The sequence below is a fragment of the Aliiroseovarius sp. S253 genome, assembly GCF_049800855.1.
GTDB lineage: Bacteria > Pseudomonadota > Alphaproteobacteria > Rhodobacterales > Rhodobacteraceae > Aliiroseovarius.
In genome coordinates, this window is sequence record NZ_JBNAFW010000001.1 from 851,346 (window position 1) to 872,912 (window position 21,567).

Genomic DNA, 21,567 nt, shown 5'->3' on the forward strand with positions numbered 1-21,567 from the left:
CGGGCCACAGATGACGGCATGATCCGCCCAGCAGGGCGGGTCAGATCGACATCTTTTTAAAGATGAACTCGGGGATGTGGCGGATGATCAGCATGATGTAGCGCCAGAAGAAGGGCGTGTAGATCACGTTCTTTTGCTTCTCGACCGCTTTCAGAATGTCCTTGGCCACAGCCTCGGGCGAGGCGACAAGGAACATCCCCTCGACGCTCCACGTCATGGCAGTGTCCACAAAGCCCGGCTTCACCGTCACCACATGCCCGCCCGCGCGGGTCAGGCGATTGCGAAGGCCCGATAGATATGTTGCAAATCCCGCCTTAGCAGAACCATAGACATAATTCCCGATCCGCCCGCGATCCCCGGCGACGGATCCGACGCCGACCACCGTGCCTGCACCACGTGCCTCGATCACCGGAGCAAGCTGGGTCAGGAAAGTGGCAGGGCCAGTGTGACTGTCTTGGATAACGCCGTCGATCAGGCGGGGGTCTGCGTCGATTTCTTCTTGTGGCGGCATCGACCCCACGAAGACAGCGGCGTTGATCACGCCCTCCATCTTCTCGGCGCGTGCGATAATCGGGCCGAATGTGGCGCTGTCGCGCGCGTCAAACTTCATCGCGACGGCCTCGATCCCGCGCACGGACATGTCTGTGGCCGTGCGTTTCAGGTCTTCCATATCGCGCCCCGCCAAAATGACACTGGCGCCTTGATCGGCCACCGCATTGGCAAAACCCCGCGCCATCGAGGACGTGGCCCCCAAAATAATCCAGCAATTCTGTGTCATGACGCACCTCCTGCTGTGCGCAGATCAAGCCGCCGCACCATGTCTGTTTCAAGGGCATGGTCGGGATCGGCCTTGTTCACCGCCTTCACCCAATCGCCGTGTTCGGGATACATCGCCTTGATCGCGGGGCCGGTGGCCAGCGCGTCCTTGGCCAGATAAAGCCGCCCGCCCGCGTCCATCGTCATATCTTCCAGCATCCCGATCAGCTCGGGCGCGGCGTCACGGGCCGGGAAATCGACGGCCAGCGTGTAGCCTTCCATCGGGAAGCTCATGGGACCCGCGCGTCCCGGACCCATGCGTTTCAGAACGGCCAGAGGCGAGGCAAGCCCCGCGCTTGCAATCTCGGCCAGCATCTTCTTAAGCGTGTCGGCTTGATCCAGCGGCACCACGTTCTGGAATTGATAGAAACCACGCTTGCCATAAAGGCGGTTCCAATCGTGGATCTTGTCCAGCGGGAAAAAGAACTCGTCGATGCGTTTGACCGAGGACCGGCCAGAAGTGGGAACGCGCCGGTAATAGGCGTTGTTGAAAGTGCGCACGATCGGGCCGGATAGCGCGAAGTTGGGCGCATTCATGGGCACAGATTTCGACGGTTTCGCCTTTGGCAGCAACCCAGCGGCCAGTTCGGCCTCTTCGATGATACCCCGTCCAAGGCTTTCCCCCGTTGCGGTGGCGTCGATCCAGCCCACGCAATAGGTCGCTTGGCTGGCATCCAGAAGCGCAAGGTGGGCGTCCCAGTTCTCGGCACGTTGCTCTGTCACCATCATAACGTCGCCGGGGCAGGGCTTTAGCTGTAGTTTCGCCTCGGCAATCACTCCGGTCTGGCCGATCCCACCCATGGTGGCGCGGAAAAGACCTGCGTTGCGGTCTGGCGTGGCAACCGTGCGCTTGGCCCCATTCAGCAGCGTGACCGACAACACATGCTGTCCAAAGCTGCCTTCGTTGTGGTGGTTCTTGCCGTGCACATCCTGCGCAATGCAGCCGCCGACGGTGGCAAAGCCTGTACCCGGCATGACGGCAGGAAGCCAGCCCTGCGGGGCGAATACCTTTGCGAGCGTGGCGATGGTCACGCCCGCCTCGACCGTAACGACGCCGGTTTCGCCGTCGAAATCCAAAATGCGGTTCATGCGCGTCATATCAATGGCGCGGCCCCCGTCATTCAGCGGCGCATCGCCATAGGACCGACAGTTACCAATCGCCGGGCAAGCGGTGTCTGCCAAGGTGCTTTTCAGCGTGCTGGCACGTTCAGGGCGCGCCAGCTCTGCAGTGGCTGTGCGCACGCGGCCCCAGCCTGAATACTCAGTTGTTTTCCAAACCATGATGATGTCTCAGTGAAATTCTTTCTGCGAGCGGAAAGACCAGAAGTCCGATCCCGATCGCGAACCAAAGTGTTGTTACGCGGATGATGGCGGTGGCGGGCAGGCTGACTTCAAGTGGTACACCTTCAAGCGCCAGAAGCGCGATCATGGCAGCTTCCGCGCCGCCGACGCCTCCTGGCGCGCCAGTTAGGCCACCTGCCAGTGTTGAAAAGACGAAGATGGCGACCGCTTTGGCAAAGCCGATGTCAGCCCCCATCCACATCAGAAGCAGGTGAAACGCATAGCCTTCAGCGATCCAGCCGATGACCCCAATCAGAGCCGCGACTGCGATCAATGTGGGCGAAGTGAAGGCCGACAGCGACTGCGCGGCGCGGCGCAGCTTGGCCCAGAGGCGAGGGAAGCGACCCGTCATGCGATGGCCCAGTGTTGCGAAGCCAGCCAGAAGGCGGGGGCGGGTGGCCGCGAAGGCGGCGGCCAAGGCAAGAATGGTCACGGTCAGTCCGCCCGCGATCCCGGTTGTTGAGAAGGCCAAGGCCAGACCGAGGATCAAGGCCATCGCGGTCAGGTCCGACGCCCGGTCGATCAGGACCAGAGGGGCTGTGCGTTCAAAACTCCAGCCAGTTTCGCGGCGCAGCCAGCGCATGCGCACCAGTTCACCTACGCGGCCCGGGGTGACCGACATGGCAAAGCCGCCAAGGAAATGGCGCAGGTCTTGGATAAGTCTGGTGGGCAGGCCCAGCTTACGGGCAAAAACGTGCCAGCGCAGACCGCGGAATACATAGTTTACAAGGCTGAGCGCCAAAAGCGCGGCGAACTGAACCCAGCTGAGTTTCATCAACTGTTCACGGGTTTCTTCCCAGCCCGTGGCAGCGGCCAACCCAAGAAGACCAGCAAGGACCAAAGCAAAAAGACCCAAAAGAATAAGGGTGTCGCGTAGCCTCTTGTTAGAAGGCTCTCTCACGGATTGTTTCCCCGTGGTGGACGATATGGGATCGGTGCTGCTCATTGTCATTGCCCGGCTTATGGCGGGGGATTACGGCGAGATTATGAAATGAACGCAGCAAATGCGAGAGAAAAGGGGGGAGAAGTGGCAAGCTTTTCCCACCCTTAGATGCGGCAATGACGCTAGGGCGCGGTCAGCTTCAGCAACCGTGCTCCGCCGCGATCTTCCAGCACCCACAGGCTTCCGTCTGGTCCCTGTTCGACTTCGCGTATCCGCTCGCCCCAGCGAAAGCGTTCCGCCTCGGTCGCTTTGCTCCCGGAAAGGTCAACGCGGATCAGGGCGCGGCTGACGAGGCCACCGATGAAGGCATCGCCCTTCCATTTGGGAAATTGAGCGCCGGAATAGATCACGAGACCCGAAGGGGCGATGCTGGGCACCCAAAAGGCCTTTGGCGCTTCAAATTCAGGGCGCGTTGGGTGATCAGGGATGACACTGCCGTCATAGTTGTCACCGTTGGAAACCACCGGCCATCCATAGTTCTGACCCGGTTTGATCAAGTTTAATTCGTCGCCATGACGCGGCCCCATCTCATGCGCCCAGAGCCGACCACTCGCGTCAAATGCGATCCCAAGCAGGTTGCGGTGTCCCGTGGTCCAGAAGCTTTTGGCAAGCGCACCTTTGTCTTGAAACGGGTTGTCAGTCGGCACAGACCCGTCGTCGTTCAGTCGAATGATTTTGCCAAGCGCCATGTCCCAGCGCTGTGCCGGGGTCTGCTGTTGCCGGTCCCCAGACGTGATGAAAAGCTTGCCGTCAGGGCCAAAGGCAACCCGGTGCGAGAAATGCCCCTTGCCGGGAAGCGCAGGCTCTTGGCTCCAGATGCGCGTCAGATTTGTCAGTTTTGGTGATCCGGACAGATCAAGCCGCCCGCGCAGCACTACAGCGTGGCGTGTGCCGCGCGCCTCGCCCCGCTGAACCATCGAAATATAGACAAGTCGATTTTGTGCGAAATTTGGGTGTAAGACCACATCGCCCAAGCCACCTTGCCCGCCAACGAGGGCGTCGGGCAGGCCGCGCACCTGTTGTTTCTTACCGTCAGTCCCTACCAACCAAAGCTTACCCGGTTTCGTGGTTACAAGAAGCGTGTTTTTGTCCACGAATGTCATGGCCCACGGGCTGTCAAATTCGGCGACGGGGGTGGCTTCTAGCGTGCTGCCTTTGGTGCCGTTAATGGGGAAAGCATTGGCGACGTTCAGAGAGGCGATCAGAGCAACAAGAGCAAAGAGAATGACGGGGACACGTATAGACATTGGGACCTCGATCCGGAGGATTGGCGCGACTGAAGACCCGTTTAGTAGAGCATCTATGTCCCCCCGTTTCAAATGCGCGCTTTAAACAATCTTGTGTCACGCAACGCATGCACCCAACGAAAAAAGGCCCCGAAACCGAGGCCTTTTCACATCGTTTTGCGATTAGATCAGTTGACGATCTTGGCCTGCGTTGCAGCGCGCAGCTCGTCCTCGGTGACGCCATCGGCGGTTTCGACGATCTTCAGACCACCTTCTACCACATCCAGAACGCCCAGATTGGTGATGATCCGGTCAACCACACCTTTGCCGGTTAGGGGCAGGGTGCATTCGGTCAGAACCTTGCTGTCGCCATGCTTGTTGGTGTGATCCATCACGACCACCACGCGGCCAACACCGGCCACAAGATCCATCGCGCCGCCCATGCCTTTGACCAGCTTGCCGGGGATCATCCAGTTGGCCAGATCGCCGTTTTCAGCGACTTCCATCGCGCCCAGGATCGCCATGGCGATCTTGCCGCCACGGATCATGCCAAAGCTCATCGAGCTGTCGAAATAGGCGGTCTGGGGCAGTTCGGTGATGGTCTGCTTGCCAGCGTTGATCAGGTCGGCGTCGATCTCATCTTCCGTCGGGAAGGGGCCCATGCCAAGCATGCCGTTTTCCGACTGCAGCGTCACGGTGACACCTTCGGGGATGTAGTTGGACACCAGCGTCGGGATGCCGATGCCGAGGTTCACATACCAGCCGTCTTGCAGTTCCTGTGCCGCGCGGGCGGCCATTTGATTACGGTCCCAAGCCATATCTTATGCCTCCCGAATTGTGCGTTGTTCGATGCGCTTCTCGTGCTCGCCTTGGATGATGCGATGCACATAGATGCCCGGCAGATGGATCGAGTCGGGGTCAAGCGACCCGGTCGGCACGATCTCTTCCACTTCTACCACGCAGGTTTTGCCGCACATGGCGGCAGGCGGGTTGAAGTTGCGGGCGGTCTTGCGGAAGACAAGGTTGCCGGTCTCATCGGCTTTCCAGGCTTTCACGATGGACAGATCGGCGAAGATGCCTTCTTCCATGATGTATTCTTCGCCGTTGAACATTTTCACGTCTTTGCCTTCAGCAATCACGGTACCCACACCGGTCTTGGTGTAAAAGCCCGGGATGCCATGACCGGCTGCGCGCATACGTTCGGCCAGCGTGCCTTGCGGGTTAAACTCCAGCTCCAGCTCGCCCGAGAGGTACTGGCGCATGAACTCGGCGTTTTCTCCCACATAGGACGAAATCATCTTCTTCACTTGGCGCGTTTGCAGAAGAATGCCGATGCCAAAGTCGTCGACACCCGCGTTGTTCGACGCGAATGTCAGATCTTTTGCGCCGTTTTCCTTGATGGCTTCCAAAAGAAGCTCGGGAATGCCGCACAGGCCAAAGCCACCAGCGGCAATCAGCATGCCGTCATGCAAAAGCCCGTCCAGAGCTTCGGCGGCGCTGCCATATACCTTGTTCATGAAAGTTCCCTCTCGTCTATTTCGCTGCTTTTCTGGCGCTCGCGGGGGGCGGAGTCAACGAAACACCTGCGAAATGAGGGCCAGAAGGTATTTCTACTACTGGGCAAAGAACGCCTTTTTGCGCCCAAGATCCGCTGGGGCAGTACACAGAAAGGCCTACTGCGAAAAACGAACGTTGGTCACGTTAGCGATGAAGAAGGGGAAGTAGTCATCAGTGCCGATCAAGTTGCCAGCTTCAACATATGTGGGCAGCGTGAACCCTTCAAATTCACGAAACTCCGAAAGATCTCCGCCAAAGGGTTGGAAGCGATAAATACCGTCTGCGTTAGCATTGCTCCAACGTTCAAGCACGATGCGAACGGGCCGACCCTGCGCGTCCACCGATACATCAACAGATTGGCGGTTGCCGTTGTGCTCCATCGTTAGGCGTGCGGTGTTTTCGTCAACAGCTTCCCATGCCACACCCGGGGCTGGAAGTACGGCAGCAGGGGTCCAGAGCACAGCTTCTGAGATGTATCGACCAAATCCGGACAATGTGTGATCTGACGTTCCACCCGCCCGCGCAACTGGGACGACACCAGCCAACCAGAACCTCGTCCAGTTTGCACTGTCGGACCCGGATATCCTCATTACGCCGGACCCTCCTGACATCTGCCAGACAAATCCTTCAGGTGCCGCCAACACCTGTTCAGCTTTCATCGGCAAGTAGTTCGGGGCGTTCTTGTCACCCATCCCGAATTGGCCGGTCATAGAAATCTCTGCGACTTTGTTGAGGGGCGTTCCCTCTTTGATGGCAAATCGGAAATAGCGTCTAGCAGGTTCCGGAAGGTCTTCCACCAGAGTGTTGGAGAACCGCTGAGGCTCCGCTTGGCGGAAAGCCAGTAACCTGTCAGCCTCTGCCCGGGCGGCTTGTTTGTCCAGCAGGTGCCAAACATAGAGCCCTGATAAGATCAATAAAAGAAAGAGGATCAGTACGAGAAAGGCTGCTTTCATGAGGCATTGTTCTATTGGAAACTACCCCGGCTTTATCGCGCAATCGCTCCTTCAACCACTTTGATCTGAATCACGAAGTGCCAAAATGGTTTGCCGCCAAAGACAGCATCAGCTTTGATCCAAGCAATGACTTACTTGTCCACAAATCTGCATTTGGCTTAGCAAATCAGAGCCTATCAGCAGGGAGCCGTGCTTTTGCCGGGGCGCCCGAGGGCGCCCTGCGCTTACTTGCCGCTGGCTGCTGCCTTTTTCTTCGGAGCTGCCTTTTTCTTTGGTGCAGCCTTCTTGCGCGCAGGCTTTTTCTTCGCCGCTTTCTCGGCGATCCAGCCGACAGCCATTTCCATGGTCACGTCTTCAGGCTTCACATCCTTGGGGATGGTCGCGTTGACCTTCTCCCATTTCACGTAAGGACCATAACGGCCTTCCATGACGTTGACCGGGCCGCCTTCATCCGGGTGCTCGCCCAGCTCTTTCAAGGCCTTAGCTGCTGCACGTCCACGTCCACCGGGGTTGGCACGCTTTTCGGCCAGCATCTCGACCGCGCGGTTCATGCCGATTTCGAACACGTCCTGAGGGTCTTTGACGTTGACATAGACGGGCTTCGCCTCGCCTTCAGCTTTGTGCATGATGTAGGGGCCGAAGCGGCCGAAATTTGCCTTCACTGCGCCGCCATCTGGGTGTTCACCAACGATGCGGGGCAGGGACAGAAGCACCAGAGCCTTCTCAAGGTTCATATCGTCCTTGGACCAGCCTTTGGGCAGCGACGCACGAGGCGGCTTTTTGTTTTCGGGTGTAGGTTCGCCACGCTGAACGTAGGGGCCAAAGCGACCGGACTTCAGCCAGATCTCGTCGCCATTATCTTCGCCCAACAGTCGTTCGTCGCCTTCAGCACCTTCACCAGCGATCGGGCGGGTATAGGTGCATTCCGGATAGTTTCCACAGCCAACAAATCCACCAGTTCGCGAGGTCTTTAGGTGTAACTGGCCATTGCCGCATTTTGGGCAGATGCGCGGGTCGGACCCGTCTTCGCGGGGCGGATACAGCTGCGGCGCAAGGGCCGCGTCCAGCTTGTCCAGCACTTCGGAGATCCGCAGCTCGGATGTCTCAGCGATCGCTGCCGAGAAATCCCGCCAGAAGCGCGCCAGCACTTCCTTGTAATCCATATCACCCGCCGAAATCTCGTCGAGTTCCTCTTCCAAATTCGCGGTGAACTCATAGCCCACATATTGACGGAAGAAATTCATCAGGAAGATCGTCACGATCCGGCCTTTGTCCTCGGGGAACAGGCGGTTCTTGTCCTTGCGAACGTACTCGCGATCCTGAATGGTGGTGATCACAGACGCATAGGTCGAGGGGCGGCCAATGCCCAGTTCTTCCATGCGTTTGACCAGCGTCGCCTCGGTATAGCGGGGCGGCGGCTGGGTGTGGTGCTGTTCGGGCGAGATGCCTTTTTTCTCGGCGGCCTCGCCTTCCATAATCTGGGGCAGACGCTTGTCATCGTCATCGACCACCTGATCGTCGCGACCTTCTTCATAGACCTTCATGAAGCCTTCGAAGACCACAACCTGACCGGTGGCGCGCAGCACAACCTGGCCGTCGTTTGATCCAACATCCACCGAAGTGCGCTCAAACCGTGCGCTTTCCATCTGACTGGCCAGCGTGCGCTTCCAGATCAGGTCATAAAGCTTGCGCTGATCAGGTTCCAGCTTCGCCAGATCGCTGCCGGAGACGGTCATATCCGTTGGGCGGATACATTCGTGCGCTTCCTGTGCGTTTTTGGCTTTGTTCTTATAAATCCGGGGGCTGGCCGGGATGAAATCCTTACCATACCGGTCCGAAATCGCATCACGCGCAGCAGCCACGGCCTCGGGTGCCATGTCGATCCCGTCGGTACGCATATAGGTAATGTAGCCCGCTTCATACAGGCGCTGGGCGGTCGACATGGTCTGACGCGCGCCAAAGCCGAATTTGCGGCTGGCTTCCTGCTGCAGGGTCGAGGTCATGAAGGGCGGCGACGGGTTGCGGGTCGCAGGCTTTGCTTCAACCGATTGAACCGACAGGTCGCGTGACGAAATCGCCTGCACGGCCAGTTCGGCTGCGGTTTCGTTCTCAAGGTCGTAGCGGTCAAGCTTCTGGCCGCCCAAAACAGTCAGACGTGCTTCGAACTCTTGCCCGCGTGGCGTCGAAAGCAGCGCTTTCACCGACCAGTATTCACGGGAGTTGAACGCCTCGATCTCTTCCTCACGTTCGACGATCAGACGCAGGCAGACCGACTGCACACGTCCAGCGGAGCGCGCGCCGGGCAGTTTGCGCCACAGAACCGGTGACAGGTTGAAGCCCACCAGATAGTCCAGCGCGCGGCGGGCCAAATAGGCCTCGACCAGATCGCTGTCCACGTCACGCGGGTTCTGCATCGCCTCGGTCACGGCGGATTTTGTGATGGCGTTGAACACCACGCGGCTGACCGGTGTGTCCTTCTTGACCGCACGACGCTTGCGAAGCGCCTCTTCCAAGTGCCAAGAAATCGCTTCCCCCTCGCGATCGGGGTCGGTTGCGAGGATTAGGTTGTTGTCGTCTTTCAATGCGTCGGCAATGGCGCGCACGTGCTTGGCACTGTCGCGGCCGACCTCCCATGTCATGGCAAATTCGTTGTCAGTGTCGACCGACCCGTCCTTGGGGGGAAGGTCGCGCACGTGGCCGTAGGAGGCGAGCACCGTATAGTCCGATCCAAGATACTTGTTGATGGTCTTGGCTTTGGCCGGGCTTTCAACGACGACTACTGGCATGAACTTCCTCTCGACTCACTCAGACTGCGCAATACCAGCCTTGTTCTGGGGGCGTTAGATGGGTCGGGAAGGGGCAGCTTGTCAATGGGCACTCTTCTTATATAGGGGCGCATTTCGTCACGCCCCCGTAGGGGGCGGAAAGTTACGGGCGTTTTTAGAGGGCAGATGGAACAGATGTGGAACATGCTCTTCCCCTGTGGCGATGGCGTTGCTAAGAAGAGCAGATGAGCAGCATTGATAATGACGATCTGATTGATGATTCCGATGATGGGGCAGGTGCGCCCAAAGTGCCCCCACAAGTCCCACTGTCGCAGCGGGCGATGGGGGCCGCTTTGGGGGCACGATCAGCGCCCTATATGGACGGCTTGAATCCTGCCCAACGCGAGGCGGTCGAGACGCTGAACGGGCCTGTCCTGATGCTGGCGGGTGCGGGGACGGGTAAGACCAAGGCCCTGACCACACGGATCGCACATCTGCTGACCACCGGGTCCGCGCGAACCAACGAAATCCTTGCCGTAACCTTTACCAACAAGGCTGCGCGCGAGATGAAGGAACGCGTCGCAGGGTTGTTGGGCCAGACCGTCGAGGGGATGCCTTGGATGGGAACGTTCCACTCGATCTGTGTAAAGCTGCTGCGTCGTCACGCTGAACTGGTGGGGCTGAAAACCAACTTCACAATTCTGGACACGGACGACCAGATCCGGCTGATGAAACAGCTGATTGCCGCCAACAATATCGACGAAAAGCGCTGGCCTGCGCGGTTGTTGTCTGGCGTGATCGACAATTGGAAAAACCGGGCGTGGACGCCGGAAACGCTGCCGTCTTCCGAGGCGCAGGCCTTCAATGGTCGTGGGCCGGAGCTCTATGCGCAGTATCAAGAGCGCCTGAAGACGTTGAACGCCTGTGATTTCGGTGATCTTCTTTTGCACATGGTCACGATTTTCCAACAGAACGACGACATTCTGACCAAGTATCAAAGCTGGTTTCGCTACATCCTCGTGGACGAGTATCAGGATACGAACGTCGCCCAGTATCTCTGGCTACGGCTCTTAGCAGCAGGTCACAAAAACATCTGCTGCGTAGGTGATGACGACCAGTCGATCTATGGCTGGCGCGGGGCCGAGGTGGGCAATATCCTGCGGTTTGAAAAGGATTTTCCGGGCGCGAAGGTGGTCCGGTTGGAACAGAACTACCGCTCGACCGCGCATATTCTGGCGGCCGCCTCTGGCGTGATCGCGGGCAACGCCGACCGGCTGGGAAAAGAGCTGTGGACCGAGGCTGAGGGCGGCGAAAAGGTCCGCCTGATCGGCCATTGGGACGGTGACGAAGAGGCCCGCTGGGTTGGGGAAGAAATCGAGGCGATGCAGTCTGGCACGCGGGGCATGGCCCCGAAATCGCTGGACGATATGGCCATCCTCGTGCGCGCCTCGCACCAAATGCGCGCGTTCGAGGACCGTTTCCTGACCATCGGCCTGCCTTATCGCGTGATCGGCGGCCCTCGGTTTTACGAACGTTTGGAAATCCGTGACGCCATGGCTTACTTTCGGCTAGCCGTGTCCCAGGACGACGATCTGGCGTTCGAGCGTATCGTAAATACGCCTCGTCGTGGACTGGGTGACAAGGCGGTGCAGACGATCCAAATGCTCGCACGTACCAATGGCGTCTCGCTGGTCGAAGGTGCGCGGATCGCCGTGGAAAGCGGCGCAATCAAGGGTAAGGGCGGCAAGGGTTTGGCCGAGTTGGTCGGGAACCTTGATCGTTGGTTTAATCAGATGCGCGCCGAGGCTGACACCCATATCGAACTGGCCGAGATGATCCTTGAAGAATCTGGCTACACCGAGATGTGGCTGAACGATAAGAACCCAGATTCTCCGGGACGTCTTGAGAACCTCAAAGAGCTTGTGAAGGCGCTGGAAAACTTTGAAAACCTTCAAGGGTTTCTGGAGCATGTCAGCCTGATTATGGACAATGACACCGACGACGCCGAAGAAAAAGTCACCATCATGACCCTGCACGGCGCCAAGGGATTGGAGTTCCCGGCGGTGTTCCTGCCGGGGTGGGAGGACGGGTTGTTTCCGTCCCAACGCTCGATGGATGAAAGCGGGCTGAAGGGGCTCGAGGAAGAACGACGGCTGGCCTATGTGGGCATTACGCGTGCCGAAGAGGTCTGCACGATTTCCTTCGCGGCCAACCGACGCGTTTACGGCCAGTGGCAGTCGCAGTTGCCGTCGCGCTTCGTTGATGAATTGCCCGAAGAACACGTTGAAGTTCTGACCGCACCCGGCCTGTATGGTGGGGGCTATGGTGGCATGTCGGGCGATTTCGGTGGGCAGTCCCCGCTGGAAGACAAGGCCAGCCGTGCGGACGCCTATAACTCGCCCGGCTGGAAGCGGATGCAGGCGCAGGGCGCATTGCGCTCAAAACCCAGCCCCAACGAAGCAAAGGGCCTTGTGATCGACGCCACCGCTGTGTCGTCCTTCACCCAAGGCGATCGCGTGTTCCACACCAAGTTCGGCTATGGCACCGTGATGGGGATCGAAGGCGACAAGCTCGATATCGAGTTCGATAAGGCGGGTGCTAAGAAAGTCGTCTCGAAGTTCATCGTACCAGCCGCGCAGGCGGGCGACGTCCCCTTCTAAACGCTAAAATCAGACGAACCGGAATAAAAAAACGGCGCCGCTCGGGAGGAGGTGAGCGACGCCGTTTCCTATGTGGTCGGACCTCTGGGAGGAGGAGCGAGGTCCGGCGCTGTGACCTGGGTCGGGAGGAGGTGACCCACGTCAAATCGGTTCGTTCCTGGGAGGAGGGTGGAACGCCCCGAAATTTGGGGGTGCGGTGATGTCAGGGAGGAGGAAGACATCACCGCGGCCCAAGGACTGTCAGGGAGGAGGAAAGACAGTCCGAAGATTTTGGGCGGCGAGATCAGGGAGGAGGAAGACCTCGCCGCCATTCATGTTCACCGCCAGGGAGGAGGAGGGCGGTGGACAGAAACTCAGTTGCCGTAAACGGCCATCCGCGCAATCAGGCGAATTGATCCGCGGCCGATGCCAAGATCGTACAGCTCGCGATCGCTCAGGTTGCTCAGTTCCTTTACGGTCTGGCGATAGGCCTGACGTGCGGCGTAGTCGTCTTTCCAGCTGGCGATCAGGGCGACAAACCGGTCTGCAAGGCTGGCGTGGGCCAGGATGATTTCTGATGCATGTGCCATTGCACTTACTCACTTTCGATCGCAGATCTCTGCGAATTTGGTGCCCGTAACTCTGAGCAAAACTTATCTTGTTAGCGACAACGTCGTCGCTGTGAGGCAAACATGGGGGCAATGCTGCGAGTGCACAATACCCTGAGCAAACAAACCCGTCATGCACTGGATGCATAGGTGAGAAGTGCTAATAAAATAAGCATTTAGGCGCAATTTCTGTGTGTGAGGATGAATAATGCTGCACGGCAGAAAGATGTGCGGGGTTGGGTGCCGTTGGGGAAGTTTTGGACTTGAATCGCGGGATCTAAGGCTGTGCGCCTTTCGAGAAGATTCCTTTAGCGGGAAATGGCCGGGCTGACTGGTCGGTACGGGGGTGTTTTACCCCTTGCGTCGTCGTCGAAAGACACCAAGTAATGTGGTCAGGATTAAGGAGGCTTCAATGGCGGACGTGAAAGACAGGATTATGGGCGCGCTTTCGGCGGTTGCGTTGCCGGATGGAGGCGATCTGGTATCGCGAGACATGGTACGCGCCCTGACAGTCGACGGGGCCGCGGTTCGGTTTGTGATCGAAGCGCAGTCGCCAGAGCAAGCCGCCGGACTGGAGCCGCAGCGTCGCGCTGCCGAGGCTGCCGTGTCTGATCTGCCGGGGATCGAGACCGTATCGGTCATTCTGACAGCGCATGGATCTGCGCCGGCCAAACCAGCGCCAAATCTGAAGATTGGCGGGCACCCCAAGCCACAAGCGGGCCCGATGCAGGTGCCGGGTGTGGCGTCAATTGTCGCGATTGCCTCGGGCAAGGGGGGCGTCGGGAAGTCTACGTTAAGTTCCAACCTTGCAGTGGCTTTGGCTAAGCAAGGGCGCAAGGTCGGGCTTTTGGATGCTGACATTCTTGGACCATCCCAGCCACGCATGATGGGCACGAATGAACGGCCCGGATCCGCGGATGGGGAAATGCTGACCCCTGTCATGGCCCATGGGGTCAAGATGATGTCCATCGGATTGATGCTGAAATCTGACCGCGAGGCTGTCGTCTGGCGCGGACCTATGCTGATGGGTGCTTTGCAGCAAATGCTGTTTCAGGTGTCCTGGGGGCCGCTTGATGTGTTGCTAATCGACCTTCCGCCCGGAACGGGGGATGTACAGCTTACTTTGGCGCAAAAGGCGCAGATCAGCGGGGCGGTCGTGGTTTCGACCCCACAGGATGTGGCGCTTTTGGATGCGCGCAAAGCCATCGACATGTTCGACAAGGTCAAGGTTCCGATCCTGGGGCTGGTTGAAAACATGTCATCATATGTGTGCCCGAGCTGTGGCCATGAAGCGCATTTGTTCGGGCATGGCGGGGTGAAGGATGAAGCTGCGACTATCGGCGCACCGTTCCTTGGCGAAATTCCTTTGTCGCTGGATGTTCGGCTTGCGGGCGATGGAGGCACGCCAATTGCAGCAGGTGAAGGCGCAGTGGCCGATGCTTATGCCAAGCTCGCAAAGGATATGGTGGCGCGCGGGATCGCCTGAGCCGACTATACAATAGATAAAAGAGCGCCCGGTGCTTAACGCACCGGGCGTTTTGATTCCGCTTTTGGGTAATTTGGGAAATTATGGGCATAGGATGGGATCGGTGGAGTTCTCTGGGCGAATCCGTGCGAAAATACTGGATCTAATCGGATCACGGCGACATTTAGGGCGGTGGGTGTGAAAAAAGTTGGATTTTATGGGAGTGGCTGATTTCTGCGCATGCAGTGCTACATATAGTGTTGTTCTGCGGTTAGTGGTCTATATGGCGAGAAATCCATGTGGTCTTTCTGCGATTGCATCTGGATTTTGCTAAGCTCTTGGTGGCTAAGGGCAAGAAATCCCGTAAAAAACTATTGCGTCCCATAAATTCCCAAGCTATCCATGTATTCAAGATGAGGACGGGACAGAAAGAGGCGATAAGACCTCACAGACACTCCCAAGTCAGGTTTCATGCAGGCCCCGCTTCATCAACGAAAGAGATCCGGCGCGTACGCGAGCAGACATCCCCCCAGGTGGCGCGCGCAGCTGGGCACCCGGAAACGGGACAGGCGGCGGATTGGTCAGTGGCAGCTAGATCAATTCGCCGTTTCTAATTCCAGCCCCTGTCAGGGTTGGTGGGACAGTTGATTAAAGGGGGCCGCGCAAGTGGCACGTAGGTTCAGAGGTGAAAGCCACCACAAGGTGGACGCAAAGGGCAGGGTTTCGATCCCAGCCCTGTTTCGCCGTGTGCTGGAAGCCGGCGACCCCGATTGGACCGATGGTCTGAACCCCAATCTTGTTATTGTATATGGCGATCATCGCCGCAGCTATCTGGAAGCCTACACGATCGAAGCGATCGACGAGGTGGATGACCAGATCGCGCAGATGCCACGCGGCTCGATGGAGCGTCGGATGTTGGAGCGTCTATTCAACGGACAATCCTTCCCCACAACTGTGGACGAAACTGGCCGTCTGGTACTGCCTGCCAAGCTGCGCCAGAAAATCGGACTGGATAAAGAAGCGTTCTTTATTGCGACTGGCGACACCTTCCAGATCTGGAAGCCCGAGACGTATGAAGAAGTCGAGGTCGCCAAGACCGAAGAGTGGCTGGATGAACAGCCAGATAATTTCGATGTGCTGACCCTGTTGGGCAGTCAGGGGGATGGATAAGATGTCTGACCCGGCTGCCACCGAAAAACGTCCCCATATCCCTGTCCTTCTTCGGCCGCTTTTAGAAGCGGTCGCACCTGTTTCTGGTGATTGGGCAGACGGCACCTTTGGGGCAGGGGGCTATACGCGCGGATTGCTAGACGCCGGAGCGGACTGGGTCTGTGGCATTGACCGCGATCCAATGGTGTTCGACATGGCGTCGGGCTGGGCAGCTGACTATGGCGACCGACTGGCGTTGCGTGAAGGCACATTCTCAGAAATGGACGAGTTGGCCGGTAAGCTGTTGGACGGGGTGGTGCTTGACCTAGGTGTCAGCTCGATGCAGCTGGATCTGGCCGAGCGCGGCTTTTCTTTCATGAAAGACGGCCCGCTGGACATGCGGATGAGCCAATCTGGTCCGACCGCTGCTGATCTGGTGAACGAAGCGGATGCCGATACGCTGGCGGATATTCTGTATCACTACGGGGAAGAGCGGGCCTCGCGCCGGATTGCGCGTGCGATTGTTAAGGCGCGGGCTGAGGCGCCGTTTGAGACAACTTTGCAACTTGCCGGAGTGATCGAAAAGAATCTGCCGCGTTCCAAGCCCGGACAAAGCCATCCGGCCACGCGCAGCTTTCAGGCCATCCGCATCGCAGTGAATGACGAATTTGGTCAATTGATTGAAGGGCTTGAGGCCGCTGAGCGGGCATTGAAGCCCGGCGGAAAACTGGCCGTTGTGACCTTCCATTCGATGGAAGACCGCGTTGTGAAGCGGTTCTTGCAGGCACGTGCCTCCTCGGGTGGGGGAGGGTCGCGTTATGCGCCGGAAGCGCAGGCCGAAACCCCGCGTTTCAAACTGACTCCGCGCAAAGCCATTGGGCCGGACAAAGAAGAGCTGCAAGAAAACCCGCGTGCCCGGTCGGCCCGCTTGCGCGTGGCCACCCGCACGGATGCGCCCGCTGGCCCGTCGGACCGCAAAAAACTTGGTTTGCCGCCCTTGGTATTTAAGGACAGATCGTAATGCGTAGTTTGCTTTATATCCTTTCCGCCCTTGCAGTGATGGGGCTGGCCTATTGGGCGTATTCCGAGAACTACAAGACGCAAGCTTCGCTTGATCGTTCGCACACCCTTCAGGGCGAAATCGGCCGCATGCAAGAAGAGCTGGCGGTGCTGCGCGCTGAATGGGCTTATTTGAACCGCCCAGATCGCCTGCGGGATCTGGCCCGGATGAACTATGACAAACTGGAGCTGAACGTGCTTGAGCCGGGCCAGTTTGGCCGCGTCGATCAGATCGCCTTTGACAAAGGTGACCTGCCCGAAATTACCGGCGCTGTGGATGTGATCGGGGAGATCGAGCAATGACACGTGTTCCTCTCCGCCCACTTGCCCGTATTCTTGAGGCCCGCGCCAAGGGCGAAAATCCCGATGTGATCGAGCGCGAGAACCTGCGCCATCGCCATGACCAGATCCGCAATGAATCGCGGCTGCGCTCGGAAGGGCGGCTTTTGGTGCTTGCCGGGTTCTTCCTGTGTGCCTTTGCGACCGTCGGGGTGCGCATGGCAACCCTGTCCGCGTCCGAGGCGCAAGAGCCGCGGGCGCAAGCTACTGGTGCTTCGATTGCGACGGCTCGTGCGGACATTCTGGACCGGCAAGGTCGCATTCTGGCGACGAACCTTGTGACCCATGCGCTTTATGCTCAGCCGCATCAGATGGTGGACCCCGAACGCGCTGCCGACGAGTTGGTGCGCATCTTCCCGGATCTGAAGCGTGAGCGTCTGATCAAGGATTTTACCGGTTCGCGCAAGTTCTTGTGGATCAAGAAGAAAATTAGCCCCGAGCAGAAGCAGGCAGTGTTCGATATTGGCGAACCGGGTCTTCTGTTCGGTCCGCGAGAGATGCGCCTTTATCCGAATGGTAAGCTGGCCGCACACGTGTTGGGCGGGGCGAGCTTTGGCCGCGAAGGCGTGTCTGCAGCCGAGGTGATTGGCGTTGCTGGCGTAGAGAAGCAGTTTGACGATTTCCTGCGCAATCCCGCCAACGGCGGCACACCTCTGGAATTGTCTATCGACTTGACCATTCAGGACGCGGTCGAGCGGGTGCTCTATGGCGGCATGAAAATGATGAACGCCAAGGGCGCGGCTGCGATCCTGATGGATGTTCACACGGGCGAGGTGATTTCGGTCGCGTCTTTGCCGGATTTCGACCCGAACAATCGCCCTCGTCCGTTGACGGTGGCTGACAAAGGCAAGGACCAGTCCGACAGCCCTCTGTTCAACCGCGCGGTGCAGGGGGTCTATGAACTCGGCTCGACCTTCAAGATTTTCACCGCCATTCAGGCGATGGATCTGGGTCTGGTGAACCCGAACACGGTGATCGACACCGGCGTGCCGATGAAAATTTCCGGCTTCCGCATTGGCGAGTTTCGTAACAAGAACTATGGCGAGCTGTCCGTGTCTGACATCATCGTCAAAAGCTCGAACCGGGGGACAGGGCGCATGGCGCTTCAGATCGGGTCCGAGCGCCAGCAAGAGTTCCTGAAGACCCTCGGGCTTTTGGATCGTACCCCTTTTGAAATCGTCGAAGCCACCGGATCGACTCCGCTTGTGCCGCAAAAATGGGGCAAACTCAGCTCGGTCACGATTTCCTATGGCCACGGTATTTCAAACTCACCCATGCATCTGGCAGCGGCCTATGCGTCGATCGCCAATGGCGGCTTTGCTGTAAAGCCGACAGTGTTGAAACAGCACCACGTCGAGCGCGGTGCGCGCGTGATGAGCGCGGCCTCGGCTGCCGCCGCGCGCGACATGCTGCGCAAGGTTGTCACCGAAGGCACCGCCAGCTTTGGCGAGGTCGAGGGCTATCTGGTGGGCGGCAAGACTGGCACCGCAGACAAGCCCAAACCGCGCGGCGGGTACTATGATGATAAGGTGATCAACACCTTCGCCAGCATGTTCCCGACCGACAATCCGAAATACGTACTGATCGTTACGCTGGACGAACCGGTCGAGACCTCGGGCACCAAGCCGCGCCGTACTGCTGGCTGGACTGCCGTTCCGGTCGCTGCGACGATCATTGAACGCGTGGCTCCGCTTTTGGGCATGAAGCCACGTGAAACCCACGTTGAACCTTTGGCTGCAACTGGGGTAACACTCACGTCGAACTGACAAGGCGGATTGCAAACAGATGGGTGCTGAGATGGTAACGAAATCCCTAGGTGAACTGGGGCTCAGCGCCCGGGCTGGACGTGATGCGCAGGTGTCGGGGCTGTCAGTGGACAGTCGTATGGTCAAACCCGGTCATTTGTTTGCCGCTCTTCCAGGCGCAAAGCTGCATGGCGGCGAGTTCATCCAATACGCACTACGAATGGGGGCAGGGGCGATCCTTACTGACCCCGAAGGTGCGCGCATTGCAGAGGCAGAGTTGGCCGCGTCCGATGCGGCGCTTGTCGTTACCGAAGATCCACGCATGGCTTTGGCTTATGCCGCGGCGCTTTGGTTCGGCGTGCAGCCCGAGCATATGGTCGCGGCGACCGGAACGAACGGGAAGACCTCGGTCGCCAGCTTCACGCGTCAAATCTGGACCCTGCTGGGGATCAAAGCTGCCAATCTGGGAACTACAGGTGTGGAAGGCGCATTTGCCGCGCCCCTATCGCATACGACGCCCGAGCCAATTACCTTGCACAAAGTACTTGCTGATATGGCGGGTGCGGGCGTGACCCATGCCGCGATGGAGGCTTCCTCGCACGGGTTGGCACAGCGGCGCTTGGACGGGGTGCGCCTGATGGCGGCGGCCTTTACCAACTTCACGCAAGACCATTTGGACTATCACGAGACGTTCGACGAATACTTCGCAGCCAAAGCAGGCCTCTTTGCCCGCGTCCTGCCTGAAGGTGGCACTGCGGTGATCAATATGGATGATCCGAAGGGCTCCGAAATGGCGACCATCGCCGAGGCGCGCGGTCAAAAGCTGATCCGCGTGGGCCAGAGCGAGGGCTGCGAGTTGCAGCTTAAGGCGCGCCGCTATGATGCCACAGGGCAAGAGCTGATGTTCACTTGGCTGGACAAACCCTTCACCGCGCGGCTGAACCTGATCGGCGGCTTTCAAGCGGAAAATGTACTGGCCGCCGCCGGGCTGGCCATTGGTTGCGGTGCCGAGCCCGAACATGTGTTCGAGACGTTCAAGGATCTGGAAACCGTGCGTGGCCGGATGCAGCACGCCGCGACCCGTGAAAACGGGGCTGCGGTGTTTGTGGACTATGCTCACACACCGGATGCCCTGAAAACTGCGTTGCGTGCTATGCGCCCGCATGTGCTAGGCCGGCTTGTCGTCGTGTTTGGCGCGGGCGGAGACCGCGATACCTCGAAACGTATTTTGATGGGGCAAGCAGCGGCCGAAAACGCAGATGTGGTTTTTTTGACTGATGACAACCCGCGCACGGAAGATCCGGCGCTGATCCGCGCGATGGTGATGGAGGGTTGTCCCGAAGCGGTGAATGTCGGCGACCGGGCTGAAGCCATTCTGCGCGGCGTAGATGCGCTGGGACCGGGCGACACGCTGTTGATTGCTGGCAAGGGGCATGAAACCGGCCAGACCGTTGGCAATGATGTGCTGCCCTTCGATGATGTGGAACAAGCCTCGGTCGCGGTGGCTGCCTTGGAAGGACGACTGGCATGAGCCTCTGGACAGCTAAAGAAGCCGCCGCTGCCACTGGCGGCGAAGCACACGGCACCTGGTCCGTGTCCGGAGTCTCGATCGACACCCGCACCATCGAAGCTGGCGATCTATTCGTTGCTCTGAAAGCCGCGCGCGATGGGCATGAGTTTGTGGCGCAGGCGCTTGAGAAGGGTGCGGGTGCGGCGCTGGTCAGCCACGTGCCGGACGGTGTTTCATCAGACGCTCCGCTTTTGATCGTTGACGACGTTCTGTCCGCACTGGAAGACCTCGGACGCGCGGCCCGTGCCCGCACCAAAGCGCGTGTCGTGGCAGTGACTGGATCGGTTGGCAAAACCTCGACCAAGGAAATGCTGCGGGCTGTTTTGGAGCGTCAGGGCAAAACCCATGCCGCCGAGGCAAGTTACAACAACCACTGGGGTGTGCCTCTGACCTTGGCGCGGATGCCGGAAGACACCGAGTTCGCCGTGATCGAGATCGGCATGAGCAACCCCGGCGAGATCGAACCGCTGGCCTGCATGGCCCGCCCCCATGTTGCGATGGTTACAACAGTGGCGGCAGCACATCTCGAGGCGTTTGACGACTTGAACGGTATTGCACGCGAAAAGGGTTCTATCTTCAAAGGGTTGGAGCCCAATGGGATTGCGATCATCAATGGCGATCTGGACACGACCCCTGTGCTGCGCACGGCCGCAGAGGGGGTCGAGACACAAAGCTTTGGCGCGGATGCAGGCAACGATCATCACCTGACCCATGTGTCGCTGACACCGGACGCAACGATCTGCAAAGCTATGGTCGCCAGGCAGGAGCAGATGTTTAAAATCGCAACTGCGGGCCGCCACTTTGCAAGCAATGCACTGGCCGTTTTGGTTGCGGTACGTGCGCTTGGCGCGGACGAGACGTTAGCAGCCCGCGATATGACGCTTTGGCAGCCCCCAGTGGGACGTGGGACACGGGAAGAGATCCTGCTGGATGCCCCCGAAGGGCTGACCCTGACGCTGATCGATGATGCGTTCAACGCCAACCCGACCTCGATGGCAGCATCGCTTGAAGTATTGGCAACGATGACCCCTGTGGATGGCGTCGGCGCGATCCACAAGGGGCGGCGAATGGCCATTCTGGGCGATATGCTAGAGCTGGGGCCAGATGAGGCTGCACTACACGCCGGCATCGCGGATCTGTCCTTTCTGGCCGACATCGACGTCGTCCATTGTTCCGGGCCATTGATGAAATCTTTGTGGGATCGTCTATCAGGCGACCAGCAAGGGACTTACACAGAAACTGCAGATCAAATGGCTGCTCAGGTTCATAAACTAATCGACGCAGGCGATGTGGTTCTGGTCAAAGGCTCCAAAGGGTCGCTTGTGTCCAAAGCTGTTGACGCGATCCGCAAAATGAGCCAAGCGCAAGGTTAATAAGCAAAAGGGCCCTCTT

Annotated in this window: 17 protein-coding genes; 8 read left to right on the forward strand and 9 right to left on the reverse strand. The window is 58.7% G+C overall.

What is annotated here, in order from left to right:
• Window positions 1–40: 40 nt before the first annotated feature.
• The 8 genes from ACP15F_RS04255 to topA all read right to left on the reverse strand — a co-directional run bounded on the left by ACP15F_RS04255 (window position 41) and on the right by topA (window position 9,622).
• Entirely contained in the window at window positions 41–778 is a 738-nt protein-coding gene (locus ACP15F_RS04255) for an SDR family NAD(P)-dependent oxidoreductase (RefSeq protein WP_424939591.1), read from the reverse strand.
• A complete protein-coding gene (locus ACP15F_RS04260; RefSeq protein ID WP_424939592.1) occupies window positions 775–2,097 on the reverse strand; it encodes an FAD-binding oxidoreductase in 1,323 nt (440 codons plus the stop codon). Before ACP15F_RS04260 ends, ACP15F_RS04255 begins: the two co-directional genes overlap by 4 nt.
• Window positions 2,078–3,058, reverse strand: coding sequence for a lysylphosphatidylglycerol synthase transmembrane domain-containing protein (locus ACP15F_RS04265; protein ID WP_424939593.1), 981 nt, complete (start codon window positions 3,056–3,058; stop codon window positions 2,078–2,080). Before ACP15F_RS04265 ends, ACP15F_RS04260 begins: the two co-directional genes overlap by 20 nt.
• Before the next feature lie 164 nt (window positions 3,059–3,222).
• Window positions 3,223–4,347 carry a PQQ-dependent sugar dehydrogenase gene (locus ACP15F_RS04270; protein ID WP_424939594.1) on the reverse strand — a complete coding sequence of 375 codons (1,125 nt, stop codon included), beginning with the start codon at window positions 4,345–4,347 and terminating at the stop codon, window positions 3,223–3,225.
• A gap of 167 nt (window positions 4,348–4,514) precedes the next feature.
• The gene (locus ACP15F_RS04275; RefSeq protein ID WP_424939595.1) at window positions 4,515–5,144 is read right to left on the reverse strand and encodes a 3-oxoacid CoA-transferase subunit B; all 630 of its coding nucleotides are present in this window, start codon (window positions 5,142–5,144) and stop codon (window positions 4,515–4,517) included.
• A gap of 3 nt (window positions 5,145–5,147) precedes the next feature.
• Entirely contained in the window at window positions 5,148–5,843 is a 696-nt protein-coding gene (locus ACP15F_RS04280) for a CoA transferase subunit A (RefSeq protein ID WP_424939596.1), read from the reverse strand.
• Between the two features lie 156 nt (window positions 5,844–5,999).
• Window positions 6,000–6,836, reverse strand: a complete 837-nt coding sequence (locus tag ACP15F_RS04285; protein WP_424939597.1) for a DUF6544 family protein — start codon at window positions 6,834–6,836, stop codon at window positions 6,000–6,002.
• Window positions 6,837–7,060: 224 nt separating this feature from the next.
• A complete protein-coding gene (gene topA, locus ACP15F_RS04290) occupies window positions 7,061–9,622 on the reverse strand; it encodes a type I DNA topoisomerase (RefSeq protein ID WP_424939598.1) in 2,562 nt (853 codons plus the stop codon).
• Window positions 9,623–9,942: 320 nt separating this feature from the next.
• Here topA and ACP15F_RS04295 point away from each other — a divergent pair, with 320 nt between their 5' ends.
• A complete protein-coding gene (locus ACP15F_RS04295; protein WP_424940939.1) occupies window positions 9,943–12,261 on the forward strand; it encodes an ATP-dependent helicase in 2,319 nt (772 codons plus the stop codon).
• 353 nt (window positions 12,262–12,614) lie between these two features.
• Here ACP15F_RS04295 and ACP15F_RS04300 read toward each other — a convergent pair whose 3' ends face one another.
• Entirely contained in the window at window positions 12,615–12,830 is a 216-nt protein-coding gene (locus tag ACP15F_RS04300; protein WP_424939599.1) for a DUF1127 domain-containing protein, read from the reverse strand.
• Between the two features lie 430 nt (window positions 12,831–13,260).
• Here ACP15F_RS04300 and ACP15F_RS04305 point away from each other — a divergent pair, with 430 nt between their 5' ends.
• The 7 genes from ACP15F_RS04305 to ACP15F_RS04335 all read left to right on the forward strand — a co-directional run bounded on the left by ACP15F_RS04305 (window position 13,261) and on the right by ACP15F_RS04335 (window position 21,548).
• Window positions 13,261–14,334: an Mrp/NBP35 family ATP-binding protein gene (locus tag ACP15F_RS04305; RefSeq protein WP_424939600.1), complete on the forward strand. Its 1,074-nt coding sequence runs from the start codon at window positions 13,261–13,263 to the stop codon at window positions 14,332–14,334.
• Between the two features lie 645 nt (window positions 14,335–14,979).
• The gene (gene mraZ, locus ACP15F_RS04310; protein ID WP_424939601.1) at window positions 14,980–15,483 is read left to right on the forward strand and encodes a division/cell wall cluster transcriptional repressor MraZ; all 504 of its coding nucleotides are present in this window, start codon (window positions 14,980–14,982) and stop codon (window positions 15,481–15,483) included.
• Between the two features lies 1 nt (window position 15,484).
• Window positions 15,485–16,483: a 16S rRNA (cytosine(1402)-N(4))-methyltransferase RsmH gene (rsmH, locus tag ACP15F_RS04315; protein ID WP_424939602.1), complete on the forward strand. Its 999-nt coding sequence runs from the start codon at window positions 15,485–15,487 to the stop codon at window positions 16,481–16,483.
• Entirely contained in the window at window positions 16,483–16,824 is a 342-nt protein-coding gene (gene ftsL, locus ACP15F_RS04320; RefSeq protein WP_424939603.1) for a cell division protein FtsL, read from the forward strand. Before rsmH ends, ftsL begins: the two co-directional genes overlap by 1 nt.
• A complete protein-coding gene (locus tag ACP15F_RS04325; RefSeq protein ID WP_424939604.1) occupies window positions 16,821–18,626 on the forward strand; it encodes a peptidoglycan D,D-transpeptidase FtsI family protein in 1,806 nt (601 codons plus the stop codon). Before ftsL ends, ACP15F_RS04325 begins: the two co-directional genes overlap by 4 nt.
• A 31-nt stretch (window positions 18,627–18,657) precedes the next feature.
• A complete protein-coding gene (locus tag ACP15F_RS04330; protein ID WP_424939605.1) occupies window positions 18,658–20,136 on the forward strand; it encodes a UDP-N-acetylmuramoyl-L-alanyl-D-glutamate--2,6-diaminopimelate ligase in 1,479 nt (492 codons plus the stop codon).
• Window positions 20,133–21,548, forward strand: a complete 1,416-nt coding sequence (locus ACP15F_RS04335; RefSeq protein ID WP_424939606.1) for a UDP-N-acetylmuramoyl-tripeptide--D-alanyl-D-alanine ligase — start codon at window positions 20,133–20,135, stop codon at window positions 21,546–21,548. Before ACP15F_RS04330 ends, ACP15F_RS04335 begins: the two co-directional genes overlap by 4 nt.
• The last annotated feature ends 19 nt before the right edge of the window (window positions 21,549–21,567 follow it).

Bases quoted from the DNA above. Each gene is read 5' to 3' on its own strand.
- ACP15F_RS04260 (WP_424939592.1), bottom strand. From the start codon at position 2,097: ATGGTTTGGAAAACAACTGAGTATTCAGGCTGGGGCCGCGTGCGCACA.
- ACP15F_RS04335 (WP_424939606.1), top strand. From the start codon at position 20,133: ATGAGCCTCTGGACAGCTAAAGAAGCCGCCGCTGCCACTGGCGGCGAA.
- ACP15F_RS04275 (WP_424939595.1), bottom strand. From the start codon at position 5,144: ATGGCTTGGGACCGTAATCAAATGGCCGCCCGCGCGGCACAGGAACTG.
- ftsL (WP_424939603.1), top strand. From the start codon at position 16,483: ATGCGTAGTTTGCTTTATATCCTTTCCGCCCTTGCAGTGATGGGGCTG.
- ACP15F_RS04295 (WP_424940939.1), top strand. From the start codon at position 9,943: ATGGGGGCCGCTTTGGGGGCACGATCAGCGCCCTATATGGACGGCTTG.
- ACP15F_RS04330 (WP_424939605.1), top strand. From the start codon at position 18,658: ATGGTAACGAAATCCCTAGGTGAACTGGGGCTCAGCGCCCGGGCTGGA.
- ACP15F_RS04305 (WP_424939600.1), top strand. From the start codon at position 13,261: ATGGCGGACGTGAAAGACAGGATTATGGGCGCGCTTTCGGCGGTTGCG.
- ACP15F_RS04285 (WP_424939597.1), bottom strand. From the start codon at position 6,836: ATGAAAGCAGCCTTTCTCGTACTGATCCTCTTTCTTTTATTGATCTTA.
- ACP15F_RS04270 (WP_424939594.1), bottom strand. From the start codon at position 4,347: ATGTCTATACGTGTCCCCGTCATTCTCTTTGCTCTTGTTGCTCTGATC.
- ACP15F_RS04325 (WP_424939604.1), top strand. From the start codon at position 16,821: ATGACACGTGTTCCTCTCCGCCCACTTGCCCGTATTCTTGAGGCCCGC.
- ACP15F_RS04280 (WP_424939596.1), bottom strand. From the start codon at position 5,843: ATGAACAAGGTATATGGCAGCGCCGCCGAAGCTCTGGACGGGCTTTTG.
- rsmH (WP_424939602.1), top strand. From the start codon at position 15,485: ATGTCTGACCCGGCTGCCACCGAAAAACGTCCCCATATCCCTGTCCTT.
- topA (WP_424939598.1), bottom strand. From the start codon at position 9,622: ATGCCAGTAGTCGTCGTTGAAAGCCCGGCCAAAGCCAAGACCATCAAC.
- ACP15F_RS04300 (WP_424939599.1), bottom strand. From the start codon at position 12,830: ATGGCACATGCATCAGAAATCATCCTGGCCCACGCCAGCCTTGCAGAC.
- ACP15F_RS04255 (WP_424939591.1), bottom strand. From the start codon at position 778: ATGACACAGAATTGCTGGATTATTTTGGGGGCCACGTCCTCGATGGCG.